We start from the raw sequence: 18,054 nt of genomic DNA on the forward strand, positions 1-18,054 counted from the left end.
TTGTTCAGCCTGGCTTATTAATTTTATAATAAAGCACTCATTGCATTTAAAAGGACCATTCATCATTTTGATGAATGGTCCTCTTTTGTAATTAAAGGGCTATATAAAGAGATTAAACCTTAACTTGGTTGATGCTGAATCGAAGGAAAAATCCCTCTGGTAACTTTGTATTGGTCAATACCCGGGTTTCTTTTAAGCGTTTATCATTATAAGAAGAGACTTCCATCAATTCTTCATCCATATAAGCAGGATGTGTCATTATCTCCACGCTCGCCCCATCCATTACCCTCCCTTTCAAGTTTTGAAAGTAAGTTTCAACCACCATTTCTCCATAAAAATCATCCAGGAATACATCTGTAACGGTCTGAATCCCAGCAAGGTGCCTTCCGGCATTACGCACTGGCAATCCATATTTATCAGATAGCTTTTTAATAACAGGTAGAAATGCCGCGATCCCGTGTACATGATGATGGCTGTCGAAATGAGTAGGAAATAGACCAAATTCCAAGAACCTTTCGATTTGTGCCGACCACTCCCTCTCCAATTCGCTCAAGGAAATACCGGTAGGATCCCGATATACCTCCCCTTGCTTCTTAAAGAATCCATTTTCGTCTACTAAACTCGGTACATCACTCAATAAAGGTTTACCACTTGTCAGCACTAAGTGTATACCTACCTTCAACGAAGGGGTCTTCTTTGCGATTTCAATCGCATGCTCCGTTGCTATCGCATTCATCATGATTGTTGCCGAATTGACAATTCCATATTTGTGGCTATCCAAAATCCCATAATTCACCGCTTTAGTTAACCCGAAATCATCTGCATTTACAAGGACTTCAATCATGATAAATTATCCTGCAACTCCTTTTTTTCAAAAAACTGCGGCAGATAATCTTTATGTGCCTCAAGCATTTCGTCTAATATAAGTTTGGCAATCCGGTCACTTGGAACGAGTGGATTGATCGTCATGGCAAGCAACGCCGTATCATAGTCCCCTGAAATTGCAGCTTCGATGGCCACCCTTTCAAAGGATTTAATTTGCTGAATTAATCCGCGGACAGCGACAGGAAGCTCACCTACATTGATCGGCTTAGGACCATCCTTAGTTATCACGCAACTGGTTTCAATCGCCGAGCCGTATGGGATGCCTTCAATCGCACCATGGTTTACGGTATTTACCGCTTGAATATCCCGCTTATCCCTATGCATCGAACAGATCAGCCGCACAGCCGCATCACTGTAGTATGCACCTCCGCGCTCTTCAAGCTGCGGCGGTTTGATAGCCAGATCCTGGTCTTTGTATAGCTCGAATAACCCTGCTTCAAGTCTTTGAACGACCTCTGCACGTGTTTCCCCTTTTTCTGCATCCTTCAATTCTTGGGCCAGTACATCTCCCGTTTTATAATAGTAGTTGTGGTATGGACACGGGAACAGGTCTAACGCCCTAAGGAATTCCGGTTCCCATCCCATCGCATGGATATTCTTCATCGTCACAGCTTTAGCTGGATCTGTAATCAAATGGATGATTTGATCTTTGACACTCTCGCCATCAACGAATACATTTAAGCCGTAAACCATATGGTTCAGGCCAGCAAAGTCGATCCGGACTCTTGATGGTTCTACATCCATCAAATCCGCAACACCTCGTTCCATACCAATCGGTACATTGCAAAGGCCAATGATTTTGGAAATATTACTGTGACGCAGAACTGCTTCCGTTACCATTCCTGCAGGATTCGTGAAGTTAATCAGCCATGCTTCCGGACATAATTCCTCCATTTCATGAGCAATATCCAGAATGACGGGAATCGTTCTAAAAGCCTTGAAAAGCCCGCCTGGTCCATTCGTCTCCTGTCCGATCACTCCGTGTTTCAATGGAATCTTTTCATCGAGCGCCCTTGCTGCGAGCTGGCCAACGCGCAGCTGGGTTGTTACATAATCAGCGTCTTTAAGCGCTTTCTTTCTGTCTAACGTGAGATGGACTTCAATATTCACACCGGCCTTTTCAATCATCCTTCTTGCCAAATTCCCGACAATTTCAAGCTTTTCCTTTCCCGCTTCGATGTCCACTAGCCATATTTCACTCACAGGGAGTTCTTCATGATATTTGATGAAACCTTCGATCAGTTCAGGTGTATAGCTCGAACCTCCGCCAATCGTGACAATCTTCAGCCCCTTGCTCATTCAGCAGTCCTCTCCTTCACAGCATCTGTATATAAAAATTCTTCGCGTACATCAATCATTTCAATTGCAAGATCCTTTATAGTCATCGCTGTCATTAAATGATCTTGTGCATGCACGAGGATAATGGGAAGATCAAAATGATCCCCTCCTGCCTCCGCATGGATTAATTGAGTTTGGTATTTATGGGCTAGCAGTAATTCCGTTTCCGCCTCGGCTATTTTCACGCGAGCAGATTCAAAATTCCTTTTCTTTGCTTCCTGCATCGCTTCCATTGCAAAGCTTCTCGCATTCCCGCTATATAAAATCAATTGAAAAGATAGTTGGTATAATTCATCCTTTTCCATTTTCATCACTACTTTCTTAGACGCTTAGCGTTTCTGAATCTTTTGTAAGCTCTGTTTTATTTTTGGTGTCTATCTTCACTTGAGCATAAACGAATGGTAAATAAATCGCTGTTGAAATGACTAAGTTGATTGCAGCCAAGACCGCTCCAGACACATGCCCGCCTGTGGCCAGGAAACCACCCACAATCGGAGGGGTAACCCATGGAATCTTGGCAACGATCGGGAAAACCATTCCGCTGCTTACCGCGATATAAGAGATCACCGTTGTAATTACCGGACCCAGAACAAATGGGATGAACCACATTGGATTCAGAACGATAGGCAATCCGAAAAGAATCGGTTCGTTAATCTGGAACACTCCTGGTGCCCCTCCGAGTGCAATCATCTGTTTATACCGTTTCCGACCGGCAATGATCATTGCAATGATAAGGCCCAGTGTTGCACCAGATCCTCCTAAATAAACAAATGCATCCAGGAAAGAACCCGCCAAGACCCCGTATTGGTCCATGTCTTTGACGCCTTTTGCATATAAATCGATATTTTTCACTCCCGAACTTTCAAAAAGCGGTGTCGTTATCCCCCCAAGGATATTGGGTCCATGCAAACCGATCATCCATAATAAATGAACAAGAAATACTAGTAAAATAGCGAATGGCAATGAATCTACTGCACTTTGTAATGGAGATACAATCACTTTACTCAGCCAGTCATTCAGTATCTGCCCATCCGTAACTTTACGGAATAGCAGTCCAAATACACCAGCGATAAAGATCGTTGCCATACCCGGCACTAACTTTGCAAATGAACGGGCTACCGCTGGAGGCACTCCATCAGGAAGCTTGATGACTAAATATTTCACTCGGGAAAGTCTCACAAAGATTTCAGTGGCTATTAAGGCAACGACAATTCCTGTAAATAGGGCTGTAGCATTAAAATAGTTCACGCTTACAAAACCCCATGCCCCACCTGTAACATCCTTATCATCGATAGTTAAAGTGACATTTCCGATTTGAGGTAATAATAAAAAGAAACAGGCTGCGGAAACCAGCATCGCTTCAAAACCATCGTCACCGTATGATCGTGCCAATTTATAAGAAATGCCGAATACAGCGAATACCGTCATGAATGCAAAGGTTCCAAACCAAATATCACCGCCCAGCGTATTCCATGAAGGCCCGAAGATGGCTTCCATCATTCTTCCGTAAGGCTTGATGACTTGCCCAAGATTATTAAACAGGACGGCGAATGACCCAATCATTGTAATCGCTATCATTCCAATCAATGCGTCACGAATCGCAAGCAAATGCCGGTTATTCCCTACCTTTACCGCCCCAGGCATAATATACTTATCAATAAAAGTCATCATATCCTTATTCTCCTTTTATTAAAGTAGTGGCTTGTTTCAGTACTTCTTCACCATTACATAGTCCATAGAACATTGGATTGATGGTAGCGACTGGAATTCCCTTTTCTTTCCCTGCTTCCTGTAACTTAGAAAGAAGATATCTAACCTGCGGACCTAATAAAATCACATCAGCCTTATCTATTTCATTATTCACTTCTGTAGAACCCACAGCCCATATATGGCATTCTATCCCTTGATTTTTAGCACTTTCCTCCATCTTGGTAACTAATAAACTAGTAGACATCCCTGCAGAACAACATAATAAGATATTCATTGAAATTACCCCCCTTTTAATGATTGATTATTCAGTATTTTAAAGTGAGACAAAACTGCATTTTTATACGAATCGATGTTACTTTATTTTATCACTTCCCTTGAAAGGATATATGAAATGGGTATTATTACCTCCACAAATATATTGTAGTTACAAATCTTTAAAATATCAACACAAATTTTAATTTGTTACTACAAATTTTCGAATTAAGGTTGATTATTAAACTTATCCGAGATAATCTATATGTATATATTGGGAATGAGCATAGGAGGAATCTCTGTGGAGACCATCAATAAAGAAGCAGCATTGCATTCCATAGTTAAGGAATCGATAATCGATCTCATAAAAAGTGGCGAATACCAGACAAATACAAAATTACCGACTGAGGCAGAATTTTGTAAAATATACGGAGTAAGTAGGACAACAGTTCGCACGGCCTTACAGCAATTGAACGTCGAAGGTTATATCTACCGTGTTCAAGGCAAAGGGACTTTCGTTTCGGAAAATAAAGTGAAGCAATTTCTTACAAGCACGGTTGAAAAGTTCTCTGAGCAAGTCACGATGCAAGGAAAAAACCCTTCCACAAAGGTCATTAGCTTAAAAGTGATTGAAGCAAATGCTACCCTTGCCAAGCTTTTTAAACAAAATATTGGAGACCCCGTAAACAAACTGGAACGGATACGTTACGTAAACGACATCCCCCTTCAATATGAAACTGCCTTTCTCCCTTGGTATAAAACACCCGGGCTTAATATTGAAGCCTGTGAAAAATCACTCTTTAAAGTACTTGAAACACAATTCAATTTAAAAGTAAAAAAAACGGTTGAACACTTGGAGTTTTCACTAGCCGACGATTCCATTTCTGACAAATTGGATGTACCTAACGGTTCACCTTGTTTTTCCTTAGAAACTTACACATATGAAAATGATGGCTCGGTCATTGAATTCTCAAAAACACTCTTTAGGGGCGATCGTGCACACTTTGTCATTGAACGAAACTATTAAATATTTAAACACTAAAAAGGACGGATACTTGCTTCTATAAGGCAATTCGTTTTTTTATATGTAATTCCCTTAATCTAAGGAATATAATGTTCCCTAGATTGTGCCTTATGAATTTTTCTCATTTTTAATTCATTTAAAAAGGTTAATTCAATATTTAATTAATCATGGTTTTTCAAATACAAAAACACAGCAATCATTAAAAAGATTGCTGTGGCTAATAATATAGACTTTACCAAGATTATTCTATAAGGCTTTAATATATAAAGGTGTTTATTGCTGAACTCCAATTTGTTCATACTTATTTACGATTACTCAATCCTTCGGAGATGTTTACATTCAATTAATAGACTTGTCAGGATATGATCAAACACCGATTTGTTTAATTTCTTTAGTCCTGTTATTTTTCAAGCGCTTTATATCCAGGCGAATCAATATAGAGATGATCAAAGCAACCACGAAAAAACCTGTGAAAACGATTAAGCTTTGGGAATAGCTACCTGTTTTTTCTCTAATCCATGAAGCGAACATGGGTCCAACAAGACCTGCTGCTGCCCATGCCGTTAAAATATACCCATGAATAGCACCTAACTGCTTTGTTCCGAACAAATCACCGATATACGCCGGAATCGAAGCAAACCCTCCTCCATAGCAGGTATAAATAATCGCTAATAAAATTTGGAAAACTACTGGATTATCCGTAAATGTCAAGAGTGGGAATGCGATGACTTGTATGGAGAAAAATACGGTATAGGTATTCGGGCGACCAATGAAATCTGACACGGATGCCCAACCTATACGTCCAAGGCCATTAAAAGCACCAAGAACCCCAACTAGGGCAGCTGCTGCAACGGCACTCAAACCAATACTTTCCTGAGCAAGTGGAGATGCTGCTGAAATGATAGCAATCCCACAGGTAATATTAATAAACAGCATGAGCCAGAGATAATAAAAACGTTTTGTCTTTACTGCCTCGTTTGCCGTTAGTTGCGAAAGATCCTGCAATGGCTTCACTTTTCCCATTTTAATTTTTTCTTTATACCCAGCAGGTAGCCAATCTTTCTCCGGGGGCTCCAAGTAAAGAGATGAAGCTATCATTATAATAAAGTAAGCGGTTCCAAGAGTGAAAAAGGTATTAGCAATTCCAATAGAACCAATCAAACTTTGAATGATTGGTGAGTTAATCAGTGCCGCAAACCCAAAGCCCATAATGGCTAGACCAGTCGCTAGCCCCCTACGATCTGGAAACCACTTCACTAAGGTCGATACAGGGGCGATATACCCTACGCCAAGTCCGATTCCACCGAAAACTCCATATGCAATATAAAGTAAAGGCAATGATTCCATGTTGATCGCTACACCAGCACCCGAAATACCTAAGCCAAAAAAAACAGCTGAGAGTATACCAGCTTTTCTAGGACCATACTTTTCAACAAAATGTCCAAGAAATGCCGCTGATAAACCAAGAAACAAAATTGCAATACTAAATGTTAAGCTAATATCAGTCAAATCCCATCCGAATTCACTTGCAAGTGGCTTCGTAAATACGCTCCAAGCATACACAGAACCAATCGACAGGTGAATCCCAACTGCCGAAGCAGCAATCAGCCATCGATTCTTTGTTTTTCCCATTTCTCCATCATCCCCTTTACAAAATAAACCGCACATGATTATCTACCAGTGACAGAATCTGCGGTTAGCTACCAGCAGGATCACCGCTGTTTACATCCTCATATCAATGAAATGCACTTTTACTGGTAAAATAACAGATTTCTGTCCTAGATATAAAATATCACAATTAAGTGAACTTTCTACAAAAATAGTAATAAATTGATAAATTTCACAAGTTATTGGAGTTTGGATAAGGAGAAACTACCTTTCCTTCCATGCAAAATATCCGTTTCGATTTGAAACTTTTTTATGAATAGTTTACCTTCCAAAAAGAGTTTTATTTACTATAACAATTGATATATGACAAATTTCTCATAAGGATTATGCTCAGATAAATCTGGTAACATTACTTCTTCTTTCATTTCAAAAGCGGTTTGATTTTCTAAGAAAAAGATATAATCTTTTGATCCATAAAATAAAACCAATTCGATTTCCCGTGGTTCCTTTTCGAATGAAAGCAATATATTATTAATGATTTTCATGAAAATTTGCACGGAAAACGGATTAAAGAAATAAAAACGATTGTCTCGCAAATCAATCTCGTAATTTTCTGCCAAACAACAATGAAATTCTATATTATCTTTGTTTTTATTCGTTTTTTTCATATACCTACTTCGGTTTTCAATAGCTTCTATATAGAAAGTTCTATTCATTTCTACTCCAACAACAGAAGCTTGAAATAAGTAATGAATAAAGAAATTCAATCGCCCTTTACCACAACCAAAATCCACAATGCGATCACTACTTTTTAATTGATACTTCTTGAATAATTGTTCTAGTGCGCCATATGGCGTTGGCTCATAACGATGATAATGCAAAGACTTATTAAATTCCTTTTGTTCTCCTGCTGTTTTGATGTTTAGCAATTCATCATAATATGTTTCTTTCATTAATACACACCTGCTTAAAAGTAATAGTGATTTTTCATGGATTATTAGATAAAAGAATTAATTTAATCGTTAGCCCTGGTTTATGTCGAGGATTGTATTTTTTCATTATCATTTTCATGAGATGCCTTCTAGCTAATGTTAAAAACCATCCGCTTCACCGGGGTATGGCAATGCATTATATTTGGACAAAATATCGAGTACGGCCGGAGGCATATTTTTTTGCAGGAGTTACAATAAGTCCTGGTGCCACTCCATTACAACGAATACGATCTTTACATGCTGTGCAGTGATATACCGGATCAAATACACTCCCCCCAGCTTTGGAGGCACCATATACTGAACGTACGGAGTCACCTGTCGCTCCAGCCATGGAGGGCCGTATTGATTATCGATCCTCCTCCCGCTTTAATCATGTGAGGAATTACAAACCTGCTTCCCAATAGGACACTTATTACACATTCACACCATAAACCGGTCCCATTCTTCCAAATCTAAATTCATGACATCCAGTTCTTTATGTAGGCTAGTTAAACCCACATTATGAACAAGTGCCATACTCGTTCCAGATTGTTCGGTTGTATAGTCGACTGTTGCCTGGATGGAATCTGATTGTCCAGCATCCAAGAATACTCCTGCGCTTCCCCACTTTTTTTATTGTTTTCGGCTGCCCCTGCTTCGATAAAATCAGCAATCACGCCTTTTGCGCCTCTTTAGCACTTAGCGTGGATATGGAAAACCCCATACCTGAAGCTCCAACTGTCACTAATTCTACTTATACTCTTCCATAATAACACGCCTGCTCTTCAAAATTGAATATCACTGCTTTATTAAGCATGACTAACAGTACAAGAACAACATATATAAATTTATTATAAATAATTATACCTTTAGTCCACTTTCATAAAACGAAGATTATTAGAATGTCGTAAACCTAATGAAAAATTTTCACATCCAAAACAGAAAAAAGCTGAAGCATCAAAAAGAGCTTCAGCTTTTTCTCATTTTTTTTCTTCATCATCCCAAATGATCCAATCATGAACCTCGAGTATTTCCAGAAATTTCATCAACCGCGGTAAGACTGGTTCTGCTTCCTCACCAAAATGTTCACTCATCGCTTCTGAAATCTGATTTACACTGCTTTGGAACTCCATCTGTTTAATGGCATATGCCCCAAACTTATCAAGCTTGATTTTACGGACTGATGGTTGTTTAAAGAAACGAATTGTAATTCGTTCCACAAAATTGATCCTTTGAATGACTAAAAAAGTTGCTTCCGAAGATTCTTGTACCATAGTGACGCGTCTTTCCAAAAGGGGAACCATAGTCAACAAGTTCCTCTTTTTTGATTGGCGTTTACGAAGCATCTTCTTTTTTCCCTTTGCTGGATACGAACCATAGCAATCCAGCTAGTGCAAGGAATAGTAGGAAAGGTAGCATATCGCTGGCTAATTTAGCCGAAGCCGGAACTTGGACACCTGCTGCGATCAATATGGCAATAAGCACACCAATCAACGATTCACCCGCTATTAAACCAGAGGCAAATAATACGCCTCTATCAACCCGTGCTTTAAGCGCTTCTTTTGTTTTCGAGAAGAACTCAACGAAGAATCGAATAAATCCACCGATCATGATTGGGGCACTGGTATGAACCGGCAAGTAAATGCCGACTGCAACAACAAGTGAATTCAGACCGAAAAACTCTAATGTGATGGAAATAGCCGCACCGATAAAGATGAGAGTCCAAGGCAAATCTCCCCCAAGGACACCTTCAGCAAGTATTTTCATTAGTGCCGCTTTAGGTGCAGGTAGTTCTGCAGATCCCATCGTATATGCGTTATCCATTAGAACCAGGATAAAACCAATGACAGAAGCGGACGCAACAACACCGATCATCATGGCAACTTGTTGTTTCCAAGGTGTTCCGCCGACGATATACCCTGTTTTTAAATCTTGAGAAACATCTCCTGAAACCGCAAGTGCTGTACAAATGATCGCAGCGACAGTTAAAGCGGCTACCATTCCAGCCGTACCAGTGAAACCAGTAGCTTTATAGACAATCGCTACAATTAATAGTGTAGCGATCGTCATTCCAGAAACAGGGGATGACGAACTTCCGACGATCCCAACAACCCTCGAAGCCACTGTCACGAATAAAAATCCAAAAATCGCAATGGCAATCGCACCGATGATTCCCACATCTGTTATTGGTGTGAAAGCAATAATTAAAATAACGATGGTCGTTCCCAACCAAACGTATTTAGCGGGTATGTCTTGTTCTGTACGGATCGAACCTGATTTTAGTTGTCCTTTATTGGCTTTTACGCCTTTAAGAGTATCAAAAACTGAACTGAAAAGTATTGGTAATGTTTTGATCAATGTGATCAATCCGCCAGTTGCAACGGCACCAGCTCCAATATAGCGTATATAATTATCCCAAATTCCCCATGCATCCAATTCACCGATCGGTACATCAGAAGGGAAAATGGCTGTTCCATTGCTTCCGCCAAAAAAGCTAATGGCCGGTATTAGAACGACCCAGGCTAATAATCCTCCACCTAGCATTTGTCCTGCAACACGCGGTCCAATAATATAACCTACACCCAAAAGGGAAGGAAAGGCATCAAGACCAACCACTGCATTTTTAAAATTCGTAATTCCAGTTTCAACCTCTGTCTTGAAAAGCTTAAACCCATCACCAAGCCCTTTTACCACTCCGCCGATAACCAAACCGGCTCCGATTAGCTTGGCGCTTGTACCACCCTTTTCTCCTGACTTCAGGACCTCAGCACATGCCGTACCTTCTGGATAAGGTAATGTTTCATGTTCCCTTACAATCAAAAGCTGGCGAAGGGGCACCATCATGAAGACCCCTAAAAATCCACCAGTTAATACAACGAAAATGATGAATGCTTGACTCACGTCCATGTCCCACATGAATAATGCTGGAATGGTAAATACAGCACCGGCACCAATAGCCTCACCTGCCGTGGTCATCGTTTGCACAATATTGTTTTCTAATATGGAATCCCTGCGAAAAACCCCTCTTAAAATAGCCATTGAAATTACCGCTGCGGGTATTGAAGCAGAGACAGTTAAACCAATAAGTAGGCCTAAGTATGCGTTTGCCGCCCCGAATACGATTGCAAGAATGATCCCTAGAATGATTGCAGTTGCAGTTAATTCCGGTAGAGATTTAGATGCAGAGACGTACGGAACGAATTTACTCTCTTTTGAATTGTTCGACAATTTAGCCACTTCCTATGTTAAACTTTAAAATCATAGAGAACATTATATCACTGTAATTTAAAGTCACGCAATGGGAAAAATCTGCTTATTAAAAGTTTAATTACATCGAATGTTCAGATTAGTAGGTTAGTTTTAAAATATATAAAAATAATATTCACCTAATAACATGGCTTATACTTACACGAAATCCATGCATCTCATTCCATTCATTAGCTCCATAAGCAAATAACCCACTGGGTTATTGCACATTAAAATGAAATCTGACATATCCTGAAAAATCAAGTCTCACAAAAAAGGAATGATAAACTCATGGTCTCCTATATGGACTATACTTCACCATCAACACAATACTTTTTTGATGTTAATAAAAGCAATTTAATGAAAAAAGATAACCATAACTATATAAATGTATTAGGTATCAAACAATTGAACACACTCGAAAATGTTTCTTTATTAGATATTTACCTTAGTGTAAACAATGTCATAGAACCGCATTATCACCAAAATGCTGCAGAGCTAGTGTATTGCATTTCTGGGGCGGCAACCGTTTCATTACTGAATCCTTTTACTAAGCAAATACAAAATTATCCCATTACACCTGGCCAAGTAGCCAACGTTCCACAAGGTTGGTGGCATTATGAAGTGGCTACTACTGATAATACTCATCTGCTAGCCATTTTTAATGCACCAACACCTGAGGTGATCCTGGGTTCGGATATCTTGAAATTGACACCTGCAAATATTATGGCACATACGTATTGCATGGATGAAAACCAATGGAAAGAAGCAATTGCACCGGTTCAACCCTCAACATTCATCGGTCCTCCAGCCAACTGCCATCGAGCGCCCGAAGAAGACATTCAGCAATATCAACAATATAATAATCACTATGATAACCCGATGTATACTGCCCCGGCATACAACTATCACTTCCAGCCCAATCCCCCCTATTATTATTATTGAAGATAAGTATTGGGAACCCGTTTACCTCTTTTAAAGGCCTATACTCATAGTTGAAGCCTAAAATATCGGAAGCGAAAATGGAGAACACTATTACATAAGGGTTCTCCATTTCTTTTAATTAGATGATCGGTTAAAAAGTCGAATTCATTACTTCGCTGCATCTTACATTATGGCGGTCACCTTACGGGGTTTATGGGAATTATAAAATCCATAACACGCTTGTAAACAATTATTATACAATATATATTCTATCGATCTTCTTCTTATAATATGAGAGATTCTCATAATGCCCCCACTATAGAAACAGATCATCCACTTCAACTTTGCGGTCGGCTCAGAATATCTCTTATCTTTAAAGGAACCCAGCCATATCAAAGTGCTCAAAAACACTTTATCATAGGTAAAATGAAAAATTGTCCGTCTTCCCCATTAAAACCATACAATAAGAGAAGAAATAAAAATACATAAATACCTACACCTAAAATCAAATTTCATTTCATAAAATAACACTGGAGATCCCTTGTAAATTAAGGGTTCTCCAGTGTTTATAATTACATGATCCGCTTGAACATTTTCTCCATTTCATAAATGGAATAAGAGATGATGATAGGTCTTCCATGAGGGCATGTGAAGGGATCCGTTGTCCGCCTTAGTTCATCCAATAGTGCTTGGATTTCATCATTGCGCAAATGACGGTTTGCCTTTATGGAGGCTTTACAGCTCATCATGATGGCTGCTTCTTCGCGCAATTTTTTGATGTCTACCTTTTTCATCGATAGCAATTGTTCTATCATTTCTTCAAGGATTTCCTGTTCAATTCCTTTAGGGAACCATTGTGGATGCGATCGGACAATATAGGCATTATAGCCAAACTCCTCTAAATAGACGCCGACTTTTTCCAACTCATGCCGATATTCATTTATCCGGATACATTGGTCCGTTGAAAATTCAAGGGTGATGGGAACCAGCATATCCTGTAGCTCTTTTTCAACACGACCGACCTTTTCTTTAAAATATTCGTATTTGATCCGTTCCTGGGCAGCATGCTGGTCAATGATATACAAGCCTTTTTCGTTTTGGGCAAAAATATATGTTCCATGCATTTGCCCAATCGGATACATTGGAGGAATGCGGCTATCCGGTTCATTCGCCTCGATTTCTTCCTCTTTTTCAACAGTGTAGGTTGTATACTTTTCAGCTGAATCGAAATATGCTTTGCTTTCATCATTTTGTAATACCGGTATATAGACATCTTCCATTTGCTGCTTTTCATTGCTATAGATTATTTCCTTTATTGGTTCAAGTTTGAAATCTTCACTTTGATTCACATTACTCTTTTGTTCCTGCTTTTCCCGAATCAAGGTATCCTTCAAGAGTGAAGCTTCTTTCTTGGCTTCTTCAAGGACCCGCTTGCCGCTTTCCACAACATGGTCCAATTCCAGCGTAGTTTGTTCACTTTTCACCTGTTCCGGCTTTGCTGTCGGTGTATATCCACTTGGTATTAGTGACATCTGTTTAAACGCAGACTTAATCGTTTCCGATACAAGACTGTACAATTCCTGTTCCTTGCTGAGCCTTACTTCCATTTTGGATGGATGTACATTGACATCGACAAGAATCGGATCCATTTCAATATTCAACAAAGCAATTGGGAAACGCCCAATTGGAAGAAGTGTATGATACCCATCCAGGATGGCTTTCACGAGTGCATAGTTTTTTATGAAGCGGCCGTTTATCATGGTTGAAATATAATTCCTTGAAGCCCGGGTGACCTCAGGCATAACGATATATCCGGATAATTTGAAGTCCAAGGAGCTTGCCTGAACCGGAATCATCTTTTTAGCAATATTCGTTCCATAAATTGCCGCTAGCACCTGCCTGACATCACCGTTACCATTCGTATGCAGAATACGCTTCTCGTTGTGAGATAGCCGGATAGAAACATCCGGATGCGAAAGTGCGAGCCTGTTAGCGACATCTGTAATATTTCCTAGTTCTGTATGAATGGTTTTCATATATTTCAACCTTGCAGGAGTATTGTAAAACAAGTCGGAAACGAGGATATCCGTTCCTTTACGGCTGGATGAAGCCTCGAGTTCCTTAACCATGCCGCCTTCAAGAAGGATACGCGTTCCTACACCTTCGCCAGTGCTGCTTTTCATTTCAAAACGGGAAACTGAAGCAATACTGGGCATTGCTTCACCCCGGAAGCCAAGTGTTCGAATTCGGAAAAGATCATTTTCATCTTTTATTTTACTTGTGGCGTGGCGTTTAAATGCCGCTTCTATGTCATCAGCCAAAATCCCATCGCCATTATCCACGATCCGAATGGAACCAAGTCCAGCCTCCACCAATTCAATCTCTATAATGGTACTGTTTGCATCTATTGCATTTTCCACAAGTTCCTTAACGACTGAGGCTGGGCGTTCAACAACTTCGCCAGCTGCGATTTTATTAGATAAAGCCTCATCAAGCTGTATGATTTTCCCCATTTTTATCGCCTCACTTTATTACTCATTTAAGTTTCTTTTGTAATTTATAAAGGGTATTCATTGCCTCGAGCGGCGTCATTTCAAGGATATCCAGTGTTTTTATGTCATCCAGCACCTTTTTTTCCTTAGGCGAGGAATTTACTCTTCCTTTAGGGGACTCATCCCCAAAGAAGGAAAGCTGTGCCTCATTGACGGATGTTAACGGTGCGGCTTCGACAATAGGTGCTTTTACAGCAGCAGCCTGCTGTTCAGACATCGGCTTTGCCTGTCCATTTTCATTCTCTAGCTGCGCTAAAATAGCGGCCGCCCGATCTATTAACTGCTCCGGTAAATCTGCTAGCTTAGCCACATGAATTCCATAGCTTTTATCTGCTGGCCCTTCTTTAATTTTATGAAGGAAAACGACATTTCCATTTTGCTCAATGGCACTGACATGTATATTATTCAATTTTGGCAGTTCCGCTGCCAATACAGTCAATTCGTGATAATGAGTCGAAAAGAGAGTCTTTGCCCCAATTTCCTCATGAATATATTCAATGATGGCCTGAGCAAGCGCCATCCCATCATAAGTGGATGTTCCCCGCCCTATTTCATCAAATAAAATCAAACTGTTTTCTGTCGCATTCATGATGGCATTTCTTGCTTCTAGCATCTCGACCATGAATGTACTTTGACCGGAAATCAAATCATCTGCTGCGCCAATCCTGGTAAATACCTTATCAAAAATTGGCAATTCAGCTTTACTTGCAGATACGAAGCATCCAATTTGCGCTAGGATCGATGTTAGCGCAATTTGACGCATATACGTACTTTTACCCGACATATTTGGCCCTGTGATCAAGAGTAACTCCCGGTCTCCATCCATAAAGCAGTCATTGGGAACATATTCCTGTGATTGAAGGACTTTCTCGACAACTGGATGCCGGCCTTCCTTCAGTACGATTCTTCGATCATCGGAAAAGACTGGCTTCACATAATGGCGTTCTTCGCTAATCGTGGCAAAGCATTGCAGGACATCCAGTTCACTGACGCCTTTCGCTAAATCCTGTAAGCGCGGAATATAGCTTTTGACCTCTTCACGAAGATTGAGGAATAAATCATACTCCAAACTGATGCTTTTTTCTTCTGCTTGTAAAATCAACGCTTCCTTCTCTTTCAATTCAGGTGTGATGTAACGTTCGGCATTCGTTAAAGTTTGCTTCCGTTCATAACGCCCTTCTTCAAGCAGATGCAAATTGGCTCGTGTGACTTCAATGTAATAGCCAAATACACGATTATATCCGATTTTCAATGATTTGATCCCGGTGCGTTCCCTCTCTTCTCGTTCAAGCTGTGCAATCCAAGTTTTCCCGTTTCTGCTGGCATCCCTGTATGTATCCAGCTCCTTATGGAAACCGTCCTGAATGATATTCCCTTCCTTCACGGACAATGGCGGGTTTTCTACAAGCGCCGTTTCAAGCAAATCCGTCACTTCTTCGCAAGGATCCAATTTATCGGCCAGAATTGAAATATCCTGATTGGAAGCCATTGACTTCACGATTTCACGAATGATCGGCACCTGTTGTAATGAACGTTTTAGTTGAATCAAGTCCCGAGCGTTTACATTCCCGAAGGCAACCCTTCCGGCAAGCCTCTCCAAGTCGTACACTTCCTTCAGGCGTTCGCGTAAGTCCTGCCGTTCGAAGTATTGATTTTTCAGGGTTTCAACAAGGATTTGTCTCCGTTCGATCTGTTTTTTATTAATGAGCGGTCTATCAATCCATTGTTTCAGCAACCTTCCGCCCATGGCTGTTTTTGTTTCATCAAGCAGCCATAATAATGAACCTTTTTTACCTTTGGAACGAATGGTTTCAGTTAATTCCAAATTGCGTTTGCTATAATAATCAATTTTCATATATTGTGATGTTTCATATGCAAGCACAGGTTGTAAATGATCCAGGCTGCGTTTTTGGGTACGATATAGATAATTCAATAAACGCGAAGTGGTTGTTGCCAGTTTTTGGTCTTTTATCAGATGAAGCAATGCAGCGAATGACTCGCTTTGAACCAAATTACTCTCTAGTGATAGAGCGGCAGCTCCCCGTTCTTGCAGCTTTTTCTTCCATTCTTCATTGAAATCCTCGGCAATGACCACTTCGCTCGCACCAAGGATGGCAAATTCATTCAGGACTTCCTCAAAACTCTCAATCAAAGTGACCTTATTTTCCCCTGTCGATAAATCATTATATCCAAAGCCAAACTGACCATCCGTGAAATAAGTGACGGTGGCAATATAATTATTTTCCTTTTCACGAAGGCCCTTACTATCCATCTTCGTTCCTGGAGTAATCAGCTGGACAACTTCCCTGCGTACCACTCCTTTGGCTTGCTTCGGATCTTCGGTTTGCTCACAAATAGCTACTTTAAAACCTTTTTCTATCAATATATCAATATAATTAGCTGCCGAGTGATACGGAATGCCGCACATCGGAATTCGCTCTTCACTACCGCCTTCTCGGCTCGTTAATGTAATTTCGAGCTCTTGTGATGCATTCAGTGCATCGTCAAAAAACATTTCATAAAAATCGCCTAAACGAAAAAATAAAAAGGCATCCTGATACTCTGCCTTAATTTTTAAATATTGCTGTATCATCGGAGTATATCCAGCCATTCCTTCAAAACCTTTCCAAACTAAAATCTATTACACATTTATGTCTTTCATTATAACATACGGGAAAGCAACATGGCCTGTATTCGAAATTGCATGGTAAATCAATCATTCTTTAAATTGTGAGCAATCTGTATCTGAAAAGCCATACGCACGGAGATAGTAACAGTACATTCCTATTTTTTTCCATTGCCATCTGTAAGGGACTTGTCCCGCTTCAAATTAAATAAAACCGGATGAAGGGAATGTCATCCGGTATTAATTTCTATATCCTATTCGTCTTCGAATTCATCAAGGAAATCCGGATCTAAATCTTCGAAATCCTCATCATCGAAATCAGAGCCCCAGTCATCCTCACAGCGGCCATCTGGACTTACAGCGACACAAATTTTCGTTTCGCCGACGACTTCCACAAAGAATTCCCTTTCCACATGGACAATGATTTTTTGTCCACATGGGGAGATGCAAGCTTCTAAACAATTCGGCTGTTGGACAGCTTTTGCAACGATTTCATGGTCATCAAGACAATCGGGATCACGGTATTTCAGCGAAATAACGTCGGTATATTGCACCTTTTCAGTTACAACTTCCGTCTTCGAATTATGGTTATAAGAATACCAGACGTTGATTTCGTAGCTGCCGTGAATTTCTACCTTTTTGCCGACTTTCTTTGCATCGTATTTATGGTTGATGATCCAACAACCTAGAATGCTAGAAGGATGATGAGCCGGGCAAATGGTGTGAGAGGACTTTGTGAATTTACGTCCTTTTGCCACCACCGCTTTAGTAATTATCTCTCTATATTGTGACATGCTAGCGAACCCTCCTCATACAGTTTCCATTCATCCTATGCGTGGTAAAAGTCTATTGTGCGTAGAATTTTAATTGTTTGAAAACTGCTGTAATGTTTTAAACCTAGGTTATTTTATGCGCATG

At 40.1% G+C, this 18,054-nt stretch carries 16 protein-coding genes; 2 read left to right on the top strand and 14 right to left on the bottom strand.

Going from position 1 to position 18,054, the window contains the following annotated elements:
• Window positions 1-112 precede the first annotated feature (112 nt).
• Genes chbG through IOC57_RS03315 form a run of 5 tightly spaced genes read right to left on the bottom strand, consistent with a single transcriptional unit; the run spans window position 113 to window position 4,207 of the window.
• Entirely contained in the window at window positions 113-844 is a 732-nt protein-coding gene (gene chbG, locus IOC57_RS03295; protein ID WP_207437408.1) for a chitin disaccharide deacetylase, read from the bottom strand.
• On the bottom strand, window positions 841-2,184 hold the full coding sequence (locus tag IOC57_RS03300; protein ID WP_207437409.1) for a 6-phospho-beta-glucosidase: 1,344 nt from the start codon (window positions 2,182-2,184) through the stop codon (window positions 841-843). The genes chbG and IOC57_RS03300 overlap by 4 nt, the downstream gene beginning before the upstream one ends.
• Window positions 2,181-2,528 (bottom strand): PTS sugar transporter subunit IIA, encoded by a 348-nt coding sequence (locus tag IOC57_RS03305; protein WP_207437581.1) that lies wholly within the window; start codon window positions 2,526-2,528, stop codon window positions 2,181-2,183. The genes IOC57_RS03300 and IOC57_RS03305 overlap by 4 nt, the downstream gene beginning before the upstream one ends.
• A 16-nt stretch (window positions 2,529-2,544) precedes the next feature.
• Entirely contained in the window at window positions 2,545-3,894 is a 1,350-nt protein-coding gene (locus tag IOC57_RS03310; protein ID WP_207437410.1) for a PTS sugar transporter subunit IIC, read from the bottom strand.
• Between the two features lie 4 nt (window positions 3,895-3,898).
• Complete coding sequence (locus tag IOC57_RS03315) at window positions 3,899-4,207, bottom strand: PTS sugar transporter subunit IIB (protein WP_207437411.1); 309 nt, start codon at window positions 4,205-4,207, stop codon at window positions 3,899-3,901.
• Between the two features lie 279 nt (window positions 4,208-4,486).
• Here IOC57_RS03315 and IOC57_RS03320 point away from each other — a divergent pair, with 279 nt between their 5' ends.
• On the top strand, window positions 4,487-5,212 hold the full coding sequence (locus IOC57_RS03320) for a GntR family transcriptional regulator (RefSeq protein WP_309487658.1): 726 nt from the start codon (window positions 4,487-4,489) through the stop codon (window positions 5,210-5,212).
• A gap of 363 nt (window positions 5,213-5,575) precedes the next feature.
• On the opposite strand, the gene IOC57_RS03325 is transcribed toward IOC57_RS03320, so the two are convergent.
• The 6 genes from IOC57_RS03325 to IOC57_RS03345 all read right to left on the bottom strand — a co-directional run bounded on the left by IOC57_RS03325 (window position 5,576) and on the right by IOC57_RS03345 (window position 11,016).
• Window positions 5,576-6,841, bottom strand: coding sequence for an L-lactate MFS transporter (locus IOC57_RS03325; RefSeq protein ID WP_207437412.1), 1,266 nt, complete (start codon window positions 6,839-6,841; stop codon window positions 5,576-5,578).
• Between the two features lie 323 nt (window positions 6,842-7,164).
• On the bottom strand, window positions 7,165-7,770 hold the full coding sequence (locus tag IOC57_RS03330; RefSeq protein ID WP_207437413.1) for a methyltransferase: 606 nt from the start codon (window positions 7,768-7,770) through the stop codon (window positions 7,165-7,167).
• Between the two features lie 175 nt (window positions 7,771-7,945).
• Window positions 7,946-8,140 (bottom strand): SDR family NAD(P)-dependent oxidoreductase, encoded by a 195-nt coding sequence (locus IOC57_RS25685; protein ID WP_286184494.1) that lies wholly within the window; start codon window positions 8,138-8,140, stop codon window positions 7,946-7,948.
• Between the two features lie 89 nt (window positions 8,141-8,229).
• Entirely contained in the window at window positions 8,230-8,394 is a 165-nt protein-coding gene (locus IOC57_RS25690; protein ID WP_286184495.1) for a hypothetical protein, read from the bottom strand.
• Between the two features lie 374 nt (window positions 8,395-8,768).
• A complete protein-coding gene (locus IOC57_RS03340; protein ID WP_207437414.1) occupies window positions 8,769-9,134 on the bottom strand; it encodes a PqqD family protein in 366 nt (121 codons plus the stop codon).
• The gene (locus IOC57_RS03345; protein WP_207437415.1) at window positions 9,124-11,016 is read right to left on the bottom strand and encodes an OPT family oligopeptide transporter; all 1,893 of its coding nucleotides are present in this window, start codon (window positions 11,014-11,016) and stop codon (window positions 9,124-9,126) included. Before IOC57_RS03345 ends, IOC57_RS03340 begins: the two co-directional genes overlap by 11 nt.
• Before the next feature lie 309 nt (window positions 11,017-11,325).
• Between IOC57_RS03345 and IOC57_RS03350 the strand changes: the two genes are divergently transcribed.
• Window positions 11,326-11,979, top strand: coding sequence for a cupin domain-containing protein (locus IOC57_RS03350; RefSeq protein WP_207437416.1), 654 nt, complete (start codon window positions 11,326-11,328; stop codon window positions 11,977-11,979).
• A 551-nt stretch (window positions 11,980-12,530) separates the two neighbouring features.
• On the opposite strand, the gene mutL is transcribed toward IOC57_RS03350, so the two are convergent.
• The 3 genes from mutL to IOC57_RS03365 all read right to left on the bottom strand — a co-directional run bounded on the left by mutL (window position 12,531) and on the right by IOC57_RS03365 (window position 17,930).
• On the bottom strand, window positions 12,531-14,471 hold the full coding sequence (mutL, locus tag IOC57_RS03355) for a DNA mismatch repair endonuclease MutL (RefSeq protein ID WP_207437417.1): 1,941 nt from the start codon (window positions 14,469-14,471) through the stop codon (window positions 12,531-12,533).
• Between the two features lie 22 nt (window positions 14,472-14,493).
• Entirely contained in the window at window positions 14,494-17,121 is a 2,628-nt protein-coding gene (gene mutS / locus IOC57_RS03360; RefSeq protein WP_207437418.1) for a DNA mismatch repair protein MutS, read from the bottom strand.
• Between the two features lie 269 nt (window positions 17,122-17,390).
• Window positions 17,391-17,930: an outer spore coat protein CotE gene (locus IOC57_RS03365; protein WP_192204090.1), complete on the bottom strand. Its 540-nt coding sequence runs from the start codon at window positions 17,928-17,930 to the stop codon at window positions 17,391-17,393.
• Window positions 17,931-18,054 lie beyond the last annotated feature (124 nt).

The sequence above is a fragment of the Bacillus sp. SD075 genome, from assembly GCF_017355165.1.
GTDB lineage: Bacteria > Bacillota > Bacilli > Bacillales > DSM-1321 > Peribacillus.